Genomic DNA, 15,873 nt, shown 5'->3' with positions numbered 1-15,873 from the left:
AATAGGTGCCACCAATGGCCATCGACAAGCAGGGATAGCGGTCCTGTCACTCAGGCCGGGGAGGCCCCGGCCCGATCGGGAATCTTCGCGGGCGTTCCCGCATGAATGGGCGTTGCATGATGTGCGCGATGGATACGAGCCGGGTGTTTCGGTTCGAATGACCCGAATGTCTTCAGGAGAGACGCCGCGGCGGCGTCCCAGGTGAAGCGATTCGACCTCTCGAGCGCAACCGCAGCCAGACGATCTCGTGCCGCCGGGTTCGCGCAGAAGTCGCGGAGGACGCGGGTCATCGCGTCGAGGTCGAGCGGGTCGAAGAAGACGCCGGCCTCGCCGACGACCTCCGGCAAGGATCCGGCCGTGCTGCTCAGGATCGGCGTCCCGCAGGCCATCGCCTCGACGGGGGGCAGGCCGAAGCCTTCCATCAGAGACGGCTGCGCCAGCGCGTACGCCCGGCTGTAGAGATGCACCAGCGGCTCGTCGGGGACGAACCCCGGGAAGTGGACCCGACCCTCGAGACCGAGGCGCGCCACGGTTGCCCTCAGCACGGGGATGTGCGTGTGGAAGACGTCGCTGATGTCGCCGACCAGCACGAGGCGGAACGACTCGGGAGCCCCCGCGGCGAAGGCCTCGATCAGCCTCGGCAAGTTCTTGTGCGGGCTCAGGCCGCCGACATAGAGCAGGTACGGCGTGCCCGGCTCGATGCCGTACTTTGCGAGGACCCTGTCCGATTCCGCATCCGATGGTGCGGGACGGAAGACGGCGTCGGGCCCCTCGGTGACGACATCGATGCGGTCGGCCTCCCAGCGGAACCAGTCGCGCAGGTCGCGGCGAGCCGACTCGGAGACGGTGACGATCCTGTCCGCCCAGAGGCCCGCGGCGTGCTCCTTGAGCGCCCAGGCGATGCGCCCGGCCCGGCTCGGGAAGACGAGGTCGGGGTGGGCGAGAGCCAGGGTGTCGTGCATCGTGACGACGACGTGCTTGACGTTCCAGACCGGGAAGAAGCTGTAGGTCGCCGGGAAGTAGACGAGGTCGAGACCCGCCCCGGCGACGGCGCGGCCCATGGCCAGCATGTCGCGGAGTCGGCGTCGCCCCGCGGCGGAGGCGGCCGCGGTCGGGGCCTCGCCCACGTCGACCACCACCGTCTCGAACCGATCCGGGACCGAGACGTGCGGGGCGGACGGCCCGTCGATGAAGACGACGAACTCGTGCGCGCTCGGAGTGCGGGCCAGGGCCTCGAGCGTCTGGCGGGCGAAGCGGCCGAAGCCTCGGCGATTCGCCAGGCAGCTCCCGTCGATGCCGATCCGCATCAGCCGAGCCTCCCAGTAGCACTGGTAGGCTCGGGAGTTTCCTGAAGATTCGTCCTGGAATCAAGCTCGGCGAGCAGCATCGTGCTGTGTCCGTAGGGGAGTGGGACCCCGCAGGCCCCGGCGACCCAGGCTTCCATGCCCGAGACGGCGCCCATCATCCGGTTTATGCCGGGATGGGGAAGACGAATTTGCAGGCCTCCCCCCGAAGGATGGCCGGGACGACCTCGCGAGAGCCGCGGCAGGTGCCCTCGTAACTCCTGCGCCAGGGCCGGCAGGCAATTGGCGTAGCTCGCGTGCCGGACCCGGAATCCGGCTTCGGCGAAGAGGTCGGTCAGGTCGCGGAGCCGGTAGCTCGGATCCTTCGTCGGCCTCGAATTCCAGGGGGCGCGGCCATTGGAGCGGATCAGGGCGATCCCCCCCGGCCTGAGCACCCGGCGCATCTCGTCGACCGCCCGGCGATCCCCGCCATCGGGGAGGTGCTGGAGCACGTCGAATGAGGTGACGACGTCGAACGAGTCGTCTTCAAAAGGCAAATCCAGGGCGGACCCCCGATGCAGGGGCATGTCGTGGAGACGACGAGCGTGCTCGAGGGCGTCGATACTCGGGTCGAGGCCGAAGACCTCCCGGATCTCGGGCCGGTCGCGGAGACGGAGCATGGTGAAGCCCGTGCCGCAGCCGACGTCGAGGGCGTCGAGGCCGTTCCGGTGTGCCAGGGTCTGATCGAGCCAGTAGGCCCCGAGCCGCCACATCCCGCGCGACCACCAGTGCTCGACCTCGACCTGCGCGAGGCGGTCGAAGTAGGCAGGATCCTCGATGGCGAGTCCCAACGTCATCGTGCGACCTCCCGACGTCCTTGCCACTCTTTCCAGCGCGGGGAAAGCCCGAGGCATCCCAGCATCCGATAACTCCCGAGCGCCGCGATGACCTCGAGGATCAGGGAGACCCAGCCGACCCCCCAGGGGCCGCCCCAGGCGACGGCCAGCGGCACGAAGACGATCGCCAGGACGAGCAGGCCGATCATCTGATCGAGCACCCAGGTCTCGCGGCGGCAGGAGACGATCGCCGACTGGATCAGGCTCGCGGTCAGCAGGAACGGGAGCCTGGCCGCGATCAGGGCGAGGTAAGGCCCCCCTTCGCGATAGCCGTCGCCGAAGATCAGGGGCATCCAGTATCCGGCCGTGAGCATGAGCGCCGCCGCGGCGGGGATGCTGAACGCCCAGACCTTGGCGATCGCGTCCTCGACGAGTTCCCTGGCAAGTTCCGACCCGCACGCCCAGCGCCTCGCGATCGCCGGGGCGAGCGAAGCAGGAATGACCAGGCCGAGCCCCACGAGCCCGAAGACGATCCGACGCCCGGCGGCATAGGGACCAAGCTCGGCCCCCGCCCACCAGCCAAGGGCCAGCAAGTCGGCGCCGTAGAGCGTGACCCGGCCGAAGCGGATCAGGCCCGCGATCGCGCCTCGATGTGCCAGGATCGTCCAGGCCCGGCGGCGGAATCGGGGGTGGGGGAAGCCGTACTGACGGGCATGCCAGGCCAGCGGCACGAGCGAGCCGAAGACCTCGGCGGCGACCATGCAGCAGGCGGCGGCCAGTGTGTCGCCGGGACCTCGGACGAGGCAGGCGACGGCCGCGGCATAGCCGGTCACGCGAACTGCCTGCGCCAGGGCGACCAGCCTGAGATGCCCGAGCGCGCGGAGGCCCACGTCGGCGACCCAGGCCGACGGGAAGAGCATGAGCCCCACCATGGCCAGCGCCGTGCCCCTCCCCTGCCCTGCAATCGCCGCGAAGACCAGGACGATGAGGTAGCCGAGGAGCGCCGCCAGGCAGCGGAGCCCGATCAGGGCGTCGGTCAGCGGGGCGATCAGCCGTGGTCTGCGCGCGGCCTCGCGGGCGACGATCACGTCGACGCCCCCCCTGACGATCACCAGCAGCCAGGCGGCGACCGCCGAGGCGTACTCGACCCGGGCGAAGCTCTCGGGCCCAAGCCTGCGCGCCATCTGGACCATCACCCCGAACCCCAGGGCGCTGGCGAACATCTCGGCCGCCATGACCCACCGCAGGCCCATCGAGCGCGGCGAGGCCAGGGCCGGATCCGCCTCACGCCGGACTGCCGGCGCGGACACCCGGAGAGGGGCCAGGCTCATTCCGAATCCCCTTCGAGCCCGGGCCTGGACTTCGCTGCACGCAACTCCCAGAGCGGGCCGATCTCCTGCAAGAGGCCCCGCGTGAGCACGTTCGCCCGCATCGTGGAATAGACCCGGCAGGCCTGGCTAAGCCGCTTCGGCAGGCGTCGCGACCAGTCGTCGGGGATCGTCGCCGGGCCGACGCGGACCGCATCTAGGCCGGCGGCCCTCGCCAGTCCCCCCGCTTCTCGGGCGGAAAGGGTGTGCGGCGGCCAGACGTCCTTGCCCCGGAGGCGGAGATAGCCCGGTACCAGAGATCGCGGCAGCCAGCCGATTCCCCAGAGGCCGACGTGCGGGTCGACGGTCAGGGTACGTCGGTTCGGCGACCAGACGATCAGGGATCCGCCAGGCTTCAGGACGCGCCTCCACTCCCTGAGCGCGAGGATCGGGTTGTCCACGTGCTCGAGCAGGCTGTCGGCCACGATCACGTCGAACGAGGCATCGGGCCAGGGCAAGGTCTCGGCCGAGGCGGCGACGAGTTCCGTATCCAGGCCGTGGTCGCGCAACCGCCTGCGGGCGACGACCAGCCAGCGCGAGGCGATGTCGACGCCGACGATTGAGCGCCCGCCTCGGAGCGCGGGCACGAGCAGGCCGCCGGTGCCGCAGCCGACCTCGAGGATCCGACCCTTTTGAGGCAGGAGCGAGTACAAGGCCTCGCCCCGGAATTCGGCCATGCCGATGTGGCGGAGGAAGCGGTCGCGACGGGCGTCGACGACGTCGTCGGTCATCGCGTAGTAGGCCTCGGCCGCGCCTCGGAGGTCGGTGTCGGCCCCGATCGCGTGGAGCCGCTCGGCCTTGGCCCGCTCGGCCTCGAGGCTCAAATACCGGTCCGAGCCGAGCCGGAGGTCGGGCATGCCCGCGACGTCGCGATAGGTCCGGTCGCAGGAGAAGCAGACGAGGCAATCGTCCCCGGCCGCGAGCCCGGCGTGGCAGGCCGGGCAGACGCAGGCGCAATCCCTTACGGCCATTGTCTCTGTTTTCATGGTTCCAACGATCAAACAAATGGACAACACGTCGCGGTGATGGGACCGATCGAGGCGTCGAGGTGTGAAATCGCTGTAGATGTGTGCAAACTCAGGAGCGAAGCCTAGGCCGATCGGCGTAGGGCCAGTCCGGCGTCCTGCCGGGCGTGGTTCGCCAGGGTATCGGCGAGCTTCGCGAAGGGGTGAGTCACGAGGTGTCGGAACTCGCGCAACGCCCGGCGGCCATCGAGCCAGGCCTGGCAGCGTCCCGCGATGATTCGGTTTACAACGGCGTCGTCGCGGAGATAGAAGGCATCGATCCGCGAGATCCGATGCGGCGACTCTGCGGCCCTGGCCAGGTCGAGCCGCGTCGTGAAGGCGGCCTCGAAGTGTTCCGCGACGGCGCGTCGTACGCGAGCCGAGGCCGCACCGTAGGGATAAGCAAAGAGCCGGCAAGGTGCGCCGAGGTGGTCCTCAAGGGCCAGGCGGCTGCGGCTGATTTCATCAACTAATGTGGCATCGTCGAGGTCGTCGAGCTTCGCATGCGATTCGCCGTGGGCCGCGAAGCGAAAGCCATAAGCCCGGAGCGACTCGATCTCGGACCAGTCGAGCAACCGCTCACGAGGGACCCAGCCCGGTTGCCCCGGCCAGTCATTGTCCTCGCCGATCCGGCCGGTGACGAGGAAGACGGTGGCCGTCGCCCGATAGCGAGCGAGCGACTCCGCCGCATGGGCCATAGAGCTGAGACCGTCGTCGAAAGTGATCGCGTAGGCCCGATCGAGCGCGGGCCGGCCGGCGGCGATCCAGCCCTCCAGGTCCACGCAGCGAAACCCGGCCTCATCGAAGGCATGCAAGGTTTCGTCGAACCGGGTCGGCTCCGTCGAGGTGACGGAGCCGCGGCGGTCGATCGCGTGGTAGGTGAGGACCGGGAGGCCGGCCTTCGTCATGCCCAGTCTCCCGAGGACGCCTGCACGTCCATCTCGGCGGGGAATTGGAGCAGGTTCGGCTGGAGGGCAACCTCGACCCCACCTTCAGCGGCCGAGCGATAGACGGCGTCGATCATCTCGGTGGTCCGGTGTCCGTCCCAGCCCGTGGCGCCGAGCACGGCGGCCGGGGTGTTCGGCTTGGCGACGAACGACTCGAGCTCGCGGACGAACGAACGCTCGCAGCCGTAGAGGCCGCGGAACCGACGCTCGGAGAACCGCTCGCCGAGGTAGTAGCGTCTCAGGCGTCGGCCGTTTGCCAGGACGCCGTTGAGCTTCCAGGGAGCCGTCTCGACGTGCAGCTTCCCTTCGGTCCCCTCGATGTCGATGGTCAGGTAGCCAGTGGCGAGGGTCCACGAAGAATGGATCTGTCCCTGACCCCGGTCGTTCCCTTTGAAGGTGGCCGTGGCCTCCGACTCGCAGCCGGAGGGCAGGTCGAGGGTGTTCTTCACGGTGCCCTGGGCCGAGACGACCTCGCCGAGGAACCGACGCATCAGGTCGCAGGCGTGCGGGCCGTTGTCCATCAGGGTCCCGCCCCCCGACCGCTCGACCTGGGTGTGCCAGCTCTGGAGGAACTCGGGGGTGGCCTTGTGGCCGATGACCGCCTTGACCGAGACGATCTTGCCGATCGCCCAGTCGCCGACGAGGGCCAGGGCCTTCTGGATCGGGGGGTAGAAGCGGTGGTTGAAGCCGGTCGCGAGCCGGAGCTTCAATTCGTCGGCACGGATCGCGAGGTGCCGGGCCTGGCTCGGCGTCACGGTCAGCGGCTTCTCGCAGAGGACGTGCTTGCCGGCCTCGAGGGCGAGGCGGACCTGCTCGTAGTGGTCGGCGTGGGGGGTGGCGACGATGACGGCGTCGACATCATCGCTCTCGAGCGCGACGTTGTAGTCGTCGACGACCTTCGCCCCATGCTTGCTGGCGAGGGCCCGCGCGGCCTCGATGTTACTGTCGTGGACGGCGACGAGTCGGCACCCGCGGCTCGCCATGACGGCGGCGGCCCGCTGCTTCCCGAGGAAACCCGCGCCCACCACCAGGAAACCAACTCCTAGTCCGTCGGCGACCATGTGCGCCTCCTCCTCGATGTGAGCGTCAACCTTCCAAGAAACCGACCGCGTCTCGGCACGCGGGGGTCGAGGTTGGGGCACCGAACATCGTCCCCATAACCTCGCCCGACGTCCAGGCCGTCAGGAGGATCCCGAGCGACGGCAAGGCCGGGAGCCATGGGACGAGCGATCGCTTGCGAACGTTCAAGGCAGAGGCGATCCTGCGGAGCAAGACCAATGGGACCGCCGGTGCCGTCAGGATGCGGAGTAGGCGTTGAGCCGGGCCCATCTGCCCGGCACGAGACGCGCCATAATAGCGTGCATGGAGCCCGCGTTGCCGGATCAGGCCGGACAACCGCGAACCCCCTCGGAATTCGACGGTGGCGTCGTCGGTCAGCTCAAGCCTCGAGCCCTGAGAACGGAGGCCACGATGCACCTCAACTTCCCAGAATCCATTTGACCAAGTTTCCGCGACACCTAACAAGGCCTCTCGGCGATAGAATGCGTTATCACCGGGGGGCTCGGCCTTGTCCGACCTGGCCATCGGATAGCCATAATTGACGTATCGCAGGAGATAGATGGCCCGATCGACGGGGGGAAGTGGGTAAGATGCCTCAATCGGCCCACCAACACCCGCCGCGCCCGTGTCTGCCATGCAGCGGAGGTGCCCGTCAAGCCAGCCGGGCGACGGGACCATCTGCGCCGTCGAGAAGGCGACGAGTGGCGAATTGGCCTCGAGCAGACCGTCTCGCCAGAGTACGGGGGCGAGCTGGCCCGGGTCGCGCCGGAGGACCTTGACCTCAGGGAAGAGCCGCTCGACCTCGTCGGCCGATCCGTCGCGCGAGGCGTCGACCACGATCACCTCGCCGCGGTCCCCGACTTCCTCGAGGAACGCGGCGACGCTCTGACGGATCGTCTCGCGGGCGTCGATCGACGCGAGTATGACGCTGACGCGCGCGGTCTCGAAGTCGATCTCGGGCGCCTGCGGGGTCGGTCGACCCGCCGCGAGCCGGGCTGTTGAGGAGGCCGAGGTCGGGCTCATGAGTGGGCGACCCCTTCGGCGACGACCGCCGCCGCGTGCGGCCCGCGATAGATCGGGGCGGTCAGGCTCTTCCAGTGGCGCTGGACGATGTAATTCGAGTGGGGCACGAGCTTGCGTCGGACCTTCTCGATCGGGTCGCCGACGATCATGATGGCGTCGAGGTCGACGACCCCGAGGCCGGCCTGGCCGGCGTAGTGGAGGTAGCCGATGTCCTGTGGGTGATACCCCATGATCGCGGCGGCGACGGCGTCGACGGCCACGGCGTCGGTTCCGGCGATCACTGTCCCGAGCTTGCAGGGGGTCCCGTGCCTCGGGCCTTCGCGGTGCATGGCCTGGAAGCCGTCCACGACGCTGATGTGCGGCTTGACCTGCCGGTTGAGGGCCACGAGGTTGCGGTTCATCGCGCCGAGGGACTTCAGGAAGTTGAGGTCGGCCGGCGAGAGGGACTCGTACGAATCCTTGCCGAGGATCGACTTCAGGCTCGACCGCACGTTCTTGACCCGCCCCATGAGCCGGGTGAGCCAGTTGACGGCGAGGTTGTCCCCCTTGAGGAACTCGATGATGGGCTTCTTCCAACCCTGATAGCCGTTCCCGCCCCCGGCATACCCGTGCATCATGATCCGGTCGGACTTATGCACGCTCGAGAGCATGTTCTTGAGGCTGAGCGTCACGATCGCGTTGACGTGGGTCTTGGCCAGCGCGAGCGAGACGCGGCAGGTCGCGCCGGCGATGGTCTCGGAGAGGCGGGCGACCCGGGTGGAGCCGTCGACGCCGACGAGTTCGAGGGATCGCCACTCGGTTTCGTCGCGGTTGAGGTCGACGAACCGGACGGGCCGGCCGTAGGTCTCGCGATGGTAGCCGAACTGAGCAAACCCCGCGGTGGCGTCGGAGGCCCCTTCGGCGATCGTCACCTGCTTCGCGCCGGCGGAGAGGACGGCGTCGAGGGCGGCCGAGAGGGTATCCGCGTGCGTCGAGGGGAGCTGGACGCGGTGGCTGACGAGGTTCGGCTTGATGAGGACGTCGGGCGTCACGCATGCGCGGATGTCGTCGGCGACCAGGGCCAGGGCCTCGGCCACCGCGCCCCGGCGGTTGTCGGAACGGACGACGGCTACCTTTACCGCCTTATCCATCGCGAGGGCCTCCACGCCCAAGAGGTTTTGGGTTGGGGGACGGACGTCTCGTTCGCCGGATCCTTGCGAACTTCCCCGGTCGAGTTGAGCGAGGGCTCGGCCACGGCGCTGGCGAGGCTCTTGCCCGAGAGCTTCCAGAGCCCCAGCGCGATGATCACCGAGACGCCGCAACTGCAGTAATAGACGTAATGTAGCGGGATCGATGCGACAGAGAAGGCGAGCCCCTTCTCCTTCGCGAGGAACCGATAGAAGCCGAAGTTCAGGGCCACGATCATCGCGAGAGCTACGGGGACCATGAGGAGCGACGCCGGCCAGAGTGGGGCGGCGAGGAGGGCCAGGGACATGAGCCCCGCCATCGCCACGCAGACCTTCTGGTCGTTCCGCACGTTCAGGTCGGTCTCGACGATGCCCGACCGCTTCATGAGCAGCATCCAGGGGACGCCGCGCTGGAAGATGTCGGTCTTCACCATGCCGTGGAGGGTCCACCGCTTGAGGTGGGTCGCCTGGATGTCCCTGGCGAGGATCACGGGGACCCCCGCGCGTGTCAGCCGGTAGCCGAACTCGATGTCCTCGATGGCGGGCCGGCGATAGAGCCTGGGGTCGAAGCCGCCGAGGTCGAGGAATGCCTGGCGGCGGATCGCCCCGCAGCCGGTCCAGAAGGTCCTGGCCGGCCGGGCATCCGCCACGAAGTCGCCTTGCTGGTGTACGTAGTGATGGAGGAGGTTGCGGAACCGGCTCGTCAGTCCCGGGGCCGACGGGTTCGCGTCATACGAACCGAAGAGCGCCCCGAGCGACGGGTTGTCCGAGAACCTTTTGACCGCCCTGGAGAGCGTCTGGGGATGAACCGCGACGTCGGCGTCGAGGAAGAATACCAGGGACGCCGTCGCGGCGCGGGCCCCGAGGTTTCGGGCAGCCGCGGGCCCCAACGGTATCTGGTGCCGGACAACGCTCGCCCCGAACGATTCGGCAAGCGCCGCCGAACCATCCGTCGAGCCGTCATCCACCACGATTAATTCAACGCCATCTTGATCCGACTCTCGAAGCCGCCGGAGGCAGTGCTCGAAGTCTCGACCCCCGTTATAAACGGGGATCACGACCGAAAGCAGCGGCCTCCGCGGCCCCGGGCTCGCCGGACCGGCGGGGACATCGTCCATGATCCACCCTCGCCCGTCAAAATGTGGACACGTGCCGGAATGCGTCCCCGTCCTTGGGATCGCCCGAGCACGTGCCCTGGCCACCAACGAACCGGGCGCCGCAGCAACAATCGAAGGATGAAGGCTCTCGGAGGTCCGTCTTTGCAGCGTCAAGTCGCGGTGGTCGCGACGTGCGGCGGAAATGTAGCCGGAACCCGCCAGGCTGTCAACTCGGTCCGTCGGTATTCGTGTGAGCGGACTTGAGTCGATTTCTCAGGGTCGTCATGAGTCTCTCGGGCCCGGCAAAATCAGGGCGTTTGGGCGTATTCGTGGTGACGTCCAGGGCCGTCGATGACGGCCCTTGGGGTCGCCGCGGCAGGGTCATCAGCCCACGATGGCGCGGAGCGATTCGGCCGCCGCCTGGATGGTGTGATCGATGTCGGCCTCGGTGTGGGCCGCCGAGACGAAGGCGGCCTCGAACTGGCTGCAAGGCAGATAGACGCCCCTCGCCAGCATCTCCCAGAAGAACCGGCCGAAGAGCGCCGTGTCGCTCCGCTTGGCGTCCTCGTAGTCATGCACGGGTGCTTGATTGAAGAAGAGCGTGATCATGCTGCCGACGCGCTGGACGACGTGCGGGACCTTGGCGTCGCTGGCCGCGCGGTTCAATCCTTCTTCGAGCCTGGCGGTGAGGGCCTCGAGCTTTTCGTAAGGGGGTTCGACGCGGAGGAGTCGCACCGTCGTGAGCCCCGCGGCCATCGCCAAGGGGTTGCCCGAGAGTGTCCCGGCCTGGTAGACGGGGCCCGCCGGCGAGACGAAGTCCATGATCCCGGTCGAGGCTCCATACGCCGCCGCCGGGAGCCCGCCGCCGATGATCTTCCCCAGCGCCGTCATGTCCGGCTTGATCCCATACCGCTCCTGGGCCCCGCCGAGGGCGAGGCGGAATCCCGTCATCACCTCGTCGAAGACGAGCATGGCTCCATTCTTGGAGGTCATCTCGCGGAGGCTCTCCAGGTAATGCTCCTTGGGCGGGACGAGCCCCATGTTGCCGGCGACCGGCTCGAGCAGGACCGCGGCGATCTCCCCCGGGTATTTCTGGAAGGCCGAGGCAATCGCCGCGGCGTCGTTGAACGGGCAGAGGATGGTGTCCTCGGTGGCCCCCGGGGTCACGCCGGGGCTGTTGGGGGTTCCCAGGGTGGTCGCGGCCGACCCCGCCTGCACGAGCAGGGCGTCGACGTGGCCGTGGTAGTGCCCGGTCATCTTGATGATCTTGTTCCGCCCCGTGACCCCGCGCGCCACGCGGATGGCCGACATCGTCGCCTCGGTCCCCGAGGAGACGAAGCGGACCTTGTCGATCGAGGGGACCGCCGCCGCGACGGCCTCGGCGATCTCGACCTCGCGGAGCGTGGGAGCCCCGAAGCTCGTGCCGGTCTCGAGCGCGGCGGCGACGGCCGAGCGGACCTCGGGATGGCCGTGGCCGAGGATCATCGGGCCCCACGAGCCGATGTAGTCGATGTACTGGTGGCCGTCGATGTCGTAGAGGTACTGCCCCTCCGCCCTGGCCATGAACGGCGGTTCGCCCCCGACCGCGCCGAAGGCCCTGGCGGGGCTGTTCACGCCGCCGGGGATCACCCGATTGGCCCGGACGAAGGCCTCGTGGCTGCGGGGGAGCTGGTAGTTGGGCCGGGACTTCGCGGGGGTCGTCGCTTCCATCGCAAGGGGGCTCGCTTCGGGTTCTGGTCGGGAAGAGGCCGGGACGCGGGCGCCTCGATCGATCGGGGCCCGCGCCTCCATTGGCCATGGGTCGGGGTTTCTCGTTGCGGATCGGGAGGGATGCGGCTCGGTTCGGCTCGGGTCAGCGATGCAAGCCGTCGCGGATCCAGCGAGCGATGTCGGGGGCGTGGTAGGTGATGATCATGTCGGCACCCGCGCGCTTGAATCCGGTCATGGTCTCGAGGACCACCCGGCGCTCGTCGATCCAGCCGTTGGCGGCGGCGGCCTTGACCATCGCGTACTCGCCCGAGACGTTGTAGACGGCGACCGGCACGCCGAAGTTCTCCTTCACGCGCCTGACGATGTCCATGTAGGCGAGGGCCGGCTTGACGATCACCATGTCGGCCCCTTCCGCCAGATCGAGGGCGACCTCTCGCATGGATTCGTCGCCGTTGGCCGGATCCATCTGATAGGTCCGGCGGTCGCCGAACGACGGCATGCTCTCGGCCGCCTCTCGGAAGGGGCCGTAGTAGCCGCTGGCGAACTTGGCCGCATAGGAGAGGATCGGGATCGTGTGGAACCCTCCCTCATCCAGCCCCCGGCGGATCGCCCTGACCATGCCGTCCATCATCCCCGAGGGGGCGATGATGTCGGCCCCCGCTCGGGCGAGGCTGGCCGATTGCTCGGCGAGGAGCGGGAGCGTCGCGTCGTTGTCGACGTCGACGACCCCGTTGGTCTCCCGCAAGGGGCCGCAATGGCCGTGGTCGGTATACTCGCAGAAGCAGACGTCGGCCATGACGAGCAGTTGCGGGGCCTGCTTCTTGATGAGCCGGAGGGCCTGCTGCACGATCCCGTCGTCCTGGAGGGCGGAGGTCCCCCTCGCGTCCTTGTGCTCGGGGATCCCGAAGAGGAGGACGGAGGGAATGCCCAGATCCACGACCTCGGCCACGGCCTCGCCGAGCCGGTCGAGAGAGAGCTGGTACTGGCCGGGCATCGACGAGATTTCCCGACGGAGGTCGGTCCCGTGATAGACGAACAGGGGGTAGACCAGGTCGTCGAGCGTCAGGTGATTCTCGCGCACCATGTCTCGGAGCCGAGGATGGGTGCGGAGACGACGAGGACGGTGGATCGGATAGCCGACGGCGGGCTGGAAGGTCATGGCGATGGATTCCGAGCGGGCTTCCCGCGGTGCGGAGGCAGGCCTCGGCGGGGTCATTTCCGGGTCACTTCAGCTTAACGCGGGCGCCGTTCGGGCGTCGAGTCCGCGGAGCTTTGGCTTGACCTCTTGCCCATTCTCGGCTATTTACCCGCTCGGGCATATCTCAAACGATCGCCATCGTCCCCGAACGGAGTCGGGAGGTTCGGCTGTTGTCGCGATTCGACCCGCGAATCATTGCGCTGGTGCTGGTGCTGGGGCTCGTCGGGCCTTCGGGTTCGCCGTCCGAATTGCCGGCACCGGCCGAGGTTACGGTCGAATCACTCGACGTCTTCGACGAGCCCGACGAACGCTCGGTCTCTTCCGGGACCCTCGGCAAGGGGGATCACGTCCTCGTCCAGCAGGTGGCCGACGACGGCTGGCTCACGATCGAGCCGCCCCCCGGTTCCTTCCGCTGGATCGACCAACGCGCGATCCGGAAGGAGGGGGACAGCGGCCTGGCGAAGGTCGTCGTCGACAAGACTTCCGTGCGCGCGGGGCATCCCGGCACGGCCTTCCCCGGAGCCCGACGAGGCACGCTTACCAAGGGGACTGAGGTCCGGCTGCTCGACCAACCTCCGCTCGTCCTGGGTCGCGGTCAGCGCAAGCAGACCTGGAGGGCCATCGCCCCCCTGCCCGGCGAGAATCGGCGGATTCGGCTCGATGGGGTCATCTGGCTCCCGAAGGGGAAGACCAGGACGGCCGACGCCTCCGAGGCCCCCGCGGAGACTCGCGCCGCGTTCGTCAGCGAAGCGACCCCGACGCAGAACCTGCCCCCGGAGATCGCCGGCGAGGTCGCCCGGATCGAGTCGAGCCATCGCGCCATCCTGCTCGGCTCGGTCGAGCAATGGCAGCTCTCGCCGATCGTCGACCGCTACGAGGCGCTCCTGAAACGCACGACCGACCCCGACGCCATCGCGGCGATCAAGGATCGGATCAAGGTGGCCTCGAAGCACCAGGAGACGGCCGACTCGGTCCGCAAGCTCGACGCGATCCTGGCCAGGAGCCGGCGTCGCGATGCGATCCTCGCCTCCGAGATGCGCAAGCTGGCGAAGGCGGCCGGGCCTCGCCACAAACCTTACGCCGCCGAGGGGATGGTGCAGGCCTCGTCGAGGCAGGTCGACGGCCAGCGCGTCTACGCCTTGATCGGGTCGGAGGGGACGACCGTCGCCTACCTGAACATCCCTGCCGGGCTTGATCCGGCCCCGTTCGTCACCCGACGCGTCGGCGTCCGCGGCAGCACCCGCTACGACGAGGAACTCCGCGCCCGGCTCATCGCCGTCCAGGACCTCGACCCGCTCGACGAGGAGAATTGAGACCAAGGCCTGCGCAAGGCCTCGGGTCGCTCGCCGAGGAGTCGCAAGCGTCGGCTCGGGCTGTCCTGCCCGACCGCCTCGATATCCAGGTGGCATGCCCCGTCCCGAAGCCCCATCTCGGGCCGACGCCGACCCTTTCCCGCGGGCCCGCCGGCCTGGTGATCCTGGCTTCCGCTTAGAATCATGGCCAGCCATTCTGAGAGTTCGTCGAGTCGTCGAGATATCATCCGATGAAACACAATGGCTATACCTGCGGACTCGAGGCGGCGTTGGACGTCGTGAACGGCAAGTGGAAGCCGCTGATCCTCAGGGCGTTGCGCGAGTCCCCCGTGCGTTACGGCGTGGTGCGGAGGACGGTGGCCGGCATCAGCGACAAGGTCCTCATCCAGCATTTGCGGGAGCTCGAGGCCGACGAGGTCATCGCGCGCAAGGACTTCGATGCGATCCCGCCCCGGGTGGAATACTCGCTGACCCCGTTCGGGGTCACGCTCGTCGAGAACCTGCTTCCGCTCTGCGAGTGGGGATTCGAGAACATGGCGAGGATCGAGCGGATCAAGGGGCGAGGCCGCGCCGCCGAATCCAAGGCGGGTTGAGGGAATTTCGTGAGAGCCGGTCGGCTCCCGTTCTGTTGTCCCGCGGATCACTTCAGTCGAAGCGCTCGGTTGCAGGTTCCCTACTCATGGGCTGGTCGAGCCGGTAAGCTAGAGGGGTAGAGAGCCTTTCGCATGAGGCCTCAACCTTCAACCCGATGACAGCCCAATATGAACCAAGGCGCAACTCCACCGAACTTTGGCCAGGTCAACCCTCCCGGGCCGATCCGATGGGAACGTCGGGGCGCTCCGCGACACGAGCCGAGCGAGACCCGCCTCTGGGTCGGCTGGCCGCAGGATGGGTCGTTCCAGGTGACGGGTGCGGGGCTGGTCAACATCAGCGAGACCGGCGCCCTGCTGCTCATCGACATGCCGCCCGAGAAAGGCGCGACGGTCTGGCTCCGGCTCGAAGGCCCGGCGCCGATCGACGACGTCCAGGCGATCGTCGTCGAGTCGTCGCAGCGGACGCCCGAGGAGCATGCCGTCCGGGTCGAGTTCCGCCAGCCCTTCCCGCCCGAGTTCTACCAGGCGGCTCGCGACGGTCTGCCGACCCTGGGTGGCCCGAAACGGCCATCTGGCCCGGCCGACTGAGCGAGAAGCCGACCCGCGCCGGTTGTCCATCAACCTGGACTCCGGTGAACACTCGGCAGTAACCTAATCCGAGGCCCGACGTCATCGGGCCGCAACGGACGGTCGGCGTCAATTCGAAGGTCGGCCCAGCTTTGCAACCACCCCTGAGAGTCGTCCGGCTTATGGATGCTGCACCTCCACTCGCGGCCGAGAAGCGCGAGGCGATCCGGGATTACTTCCGCGAGGACCGGTCTCGGATGACCATGATGGCCTCGCGCAAGTTCGAGGTCTCCGAGCAGGCTGTAGTCGAAACCCTCGTCGGCGAATGGCCGATCGTGAAGCTCCGCGACGGCGCCTTCGCCGAATTGATCGAGGCCCTCCCCTCGCTCGGCCTGATGCGGGTCTTTGTCAGGAGCAAGGGGGCCGTCATCGAGTCGGTCGGGCATTTCGGAGGGCTCTCGGTCACGGGGCCGTTCACCAACGTCCAGACCGACACCCTCGACATGCACATTTTCCACGACGAGATCGGCTCGATCTTCTCCGTCGAGAAGTGGGGGCACGACACGAACCACCCCACCTACTCGTTCCAGTTCTTCGACAGGACGGGGGACGCGGCCTTCAAGGCCTTCCTCTGGGATAATTTCCCCGACGTCCCCAGGGCCACGGTCGAGAACTTCAACGCCCTGGCGCGTCAATTCGCCGCCGAGTAA

The 15,873-nt window shown here is 68.1% G+C and carries 15 protein-coding genes; 4 read left to right on the top strand and 11 right to left on the bottom strand.

The genetic code is table 11. The features are described from left to right. Nucleotides 1-50: 50 nt before the first annotated feature. The 11 genes from ACOYYX_RS08450 to hemB all read right to left on the bottom strand — a co-directional run bounded on the left by ACOYYX_RS08450 (nt 51) and on the right by hemB (nt 12,651). Complete coding sequence (locus tag ACOYYX_RS08450) at nt 51-1,307, bottom strand: glycosyltransferase family 4 protein (protein WP_422929490.1); 1,257 nt, start codon at nt 1,305-1,307, stop codon at nt 51-53. Continuing rightward, a complete protein-coding gene (locus ACOYYX_RS08445; protein WP_422929489.1) occupies nt 1,307-2,140 on the bottom strand; it encodes a class I SAM-dependent methyltransferase in 834 nt (277 codons plus the stop codon). Before ACOYYX_RS08445 ends, ACOYYX_RS08450 begins: the two co-directional genes overlap by 1 nt. Further along, on the bottom strand, nt 2,137-3,450 hold the full coding sequence (locus ACOYYX_RS08440; protein WP_422929488.1) for an oligosaccharide flippase family protein: 1,314 nt from the start codon (nt 3,448-3,450) through the stop codon (nt 2,137-2,139). The genes ACOYYX_RS08445 and ACOYYX_RS08440 overlap by 4 nt, the downstream gene beginning before the upstream one ends. Further along, complete coding sequence (locus ACOYYX_RS08435; RefSeq protein ID WP_422929487.1) at nt 3,447-4,472, bottom strand: class I SAM-dependent methyltransferase; 1,026 nt, start codon at nt 4,470-4,472, stop codon at nt 3,447-3,449. The genes ACOYYX_RS08440 and ACOYYX_RS08435 overlap by 4 nt, the downstream gene beginning before the upstream one ends. 104 nt (nt 4,473-4,576) lie before the next feature. After that, complete coding sequence (locus ACOYYX_RS08430; RefSeq protein ID WP_422929486.1) at nt 4,577-5,398, bottom strand: polysaccharide deacetylase family protein; 822 nt, start codon at nt 5,396-5,398, stop codon at nt 4,577-4,579. Continuing rightward, nucleotides 5,395-6,498, bottom strand: a complete 1,104-nt coding sequence (locus ACOYYX_RS08425; protein ID WP_422929485.1) for a Gfo/Idh/MocA family protein — start codon at nt 6,496-6,498, stop codon at nt 5,395-5,397. Before ACOYYX_RS08425 ends, ACOYYX_RS08430 begins: the two co-directional genes overlap by 4 nt. Nucleotides 6,499-6,523: 25 nt before the next feature. Then, nucleotides 6,524-7,519 carry a glycosyltransferase gene (locus ACOYYX_RS08420; RefSeq protein ID WP_422929484.1) on the bottom strand — a complete coding sequence of 332 codons (996 nt, stop codon included), beginning with the start codon at nt 7,517-7,519 and terminating at the stop codon, nt 6,524-6,526. Then, on the bottom strand, nt 7,516-8,649 hold the full coding sequence (locus tag ACOYYX_RS08415) for a DUF362 domain-containing protein (protein WP_422929483.1): 1,134 nt from the start codon (nt 8,647-8,649) through the stop codon (nt 7,516-7,518). The genes ACOYYX_RS08420 and ACOYYX_RS08415 overlap by 4 nt, the downstream gene beginning before the upstream one ends. Beyond that, nucleotides 8,634-9,803 carry a glycosyltransferase family 2 protein gene (locus ACOYYX_RS08410; RefSeq protein WP_422929482.1) on the bottom strand — a complete coding sequence of 390 codons (1,170 nt, stop codon included), beginning with the start codon at nt 9,801-9,803 and terminating at the stop codon, nt 8,634-8,636. The genes ACOYYX_RS08415 and ACOYYX_RS08410 overlap by 16 nt, the downstream gene beginning before the upstream one ends. Nucleotides 9,804-10,166: 363 nt before the next feature. After that, nucleotides 10,167-11,492 (bottom strand): glutamate-1-semialdehyde 2,1-aminomutase, encoded by a 1,326-nt coding sequence (gene hemL, locus ACOYYX_RS08405; protein ID WP_422929481.1) that lies wholly within the window; start codon nt 11,490-11,492, stop codon nt 10,167-10,169. Nucleotides 11,493-11,634: 142 nt separating this feature from the next. After that, complete coding sequence (gene hemB / locus ACOYYX_RS08400; RefSeq protein WP_422929480.1) at nt 11,635-12,651, bottom strand: porphobilinogen synthase; 1,017 nt, start codon at nt 12,649-12,651, stop codon at nt 11,635-11,637. A 209-nt stretch (nt 12,652-12,860) separates the two neighbouring features. On the opposite strand from hemB, the gene ACOYYX_RS08395 reads away from it, so the two are divergent. The 4 genes from ACOYYX_RS08395 to ACOYYX_RS08380 all read left to right on the top strand — a co-directional run bounded on the left by ACOYYX_RS08395 (nt 12,861) and on the right by ACOYYX_RS08380 (nt 15,873). Continuing rightward, nucleotides 12,861-14,003, top strand: coding sequence for a hypothetical protein (locus ACOYYX_RS08395; protein WP_422929479.1), 1,143 nt, complete (start codon nt 12,861-12,863; stop codon nt 14,001-14,003). Nucleotides 14,004-14,233: 230 nt separating this feature from the next. Further along, complete coding sequence (locus tag ACOYYX_RS08390; protein ID WP_422929478.1) at nt 14,234-14,596, top strand: winged helix-turn-helix transcriptional regulator; 363 nt, start codon at nt 14,234-14,236, stop codon at nt 14,594-14,596. A gap of 168 nt (nt 14,597-14,764) precedes the next feature. After that, the gene (locus ACOYYX_RS08385; RefSeq protein WP_422929477.1) at nt 14,765-15,184 is read left to right on the top strand and encodes a PilZ domain-containing protein; all 420 of its coding nucleotides are present in this window, start codon (nt 14,765-14,767) and stop codon (nt 15,182-15,184) included. Nucleotides 15,185-15,345: 161 nt separating this feature from the next. Next, nucleotides 15,346-15,873 (top strand): ChuX/HutX family heme-like substrate-binding protein, encoded by a 528-nt coding sequence (locus ACOYYX_RS08380; protein ID WP_422929476.1) that lies wholly within the window; start codon nt 15,346-15,348, stop codon nt 15,871-15,873.

This window comes from Singulisphaera chitinilytica, from assembly GCF_049331405.1.
Taxonomy (GTDB): Bacteria; Planctomycetota; Planctomycetia; order Isosphaerales; family Isosphaeraceae; genus PoT.
This window is presented reverse-complemented; position numbering and strand designations above follow the sequence as displayed.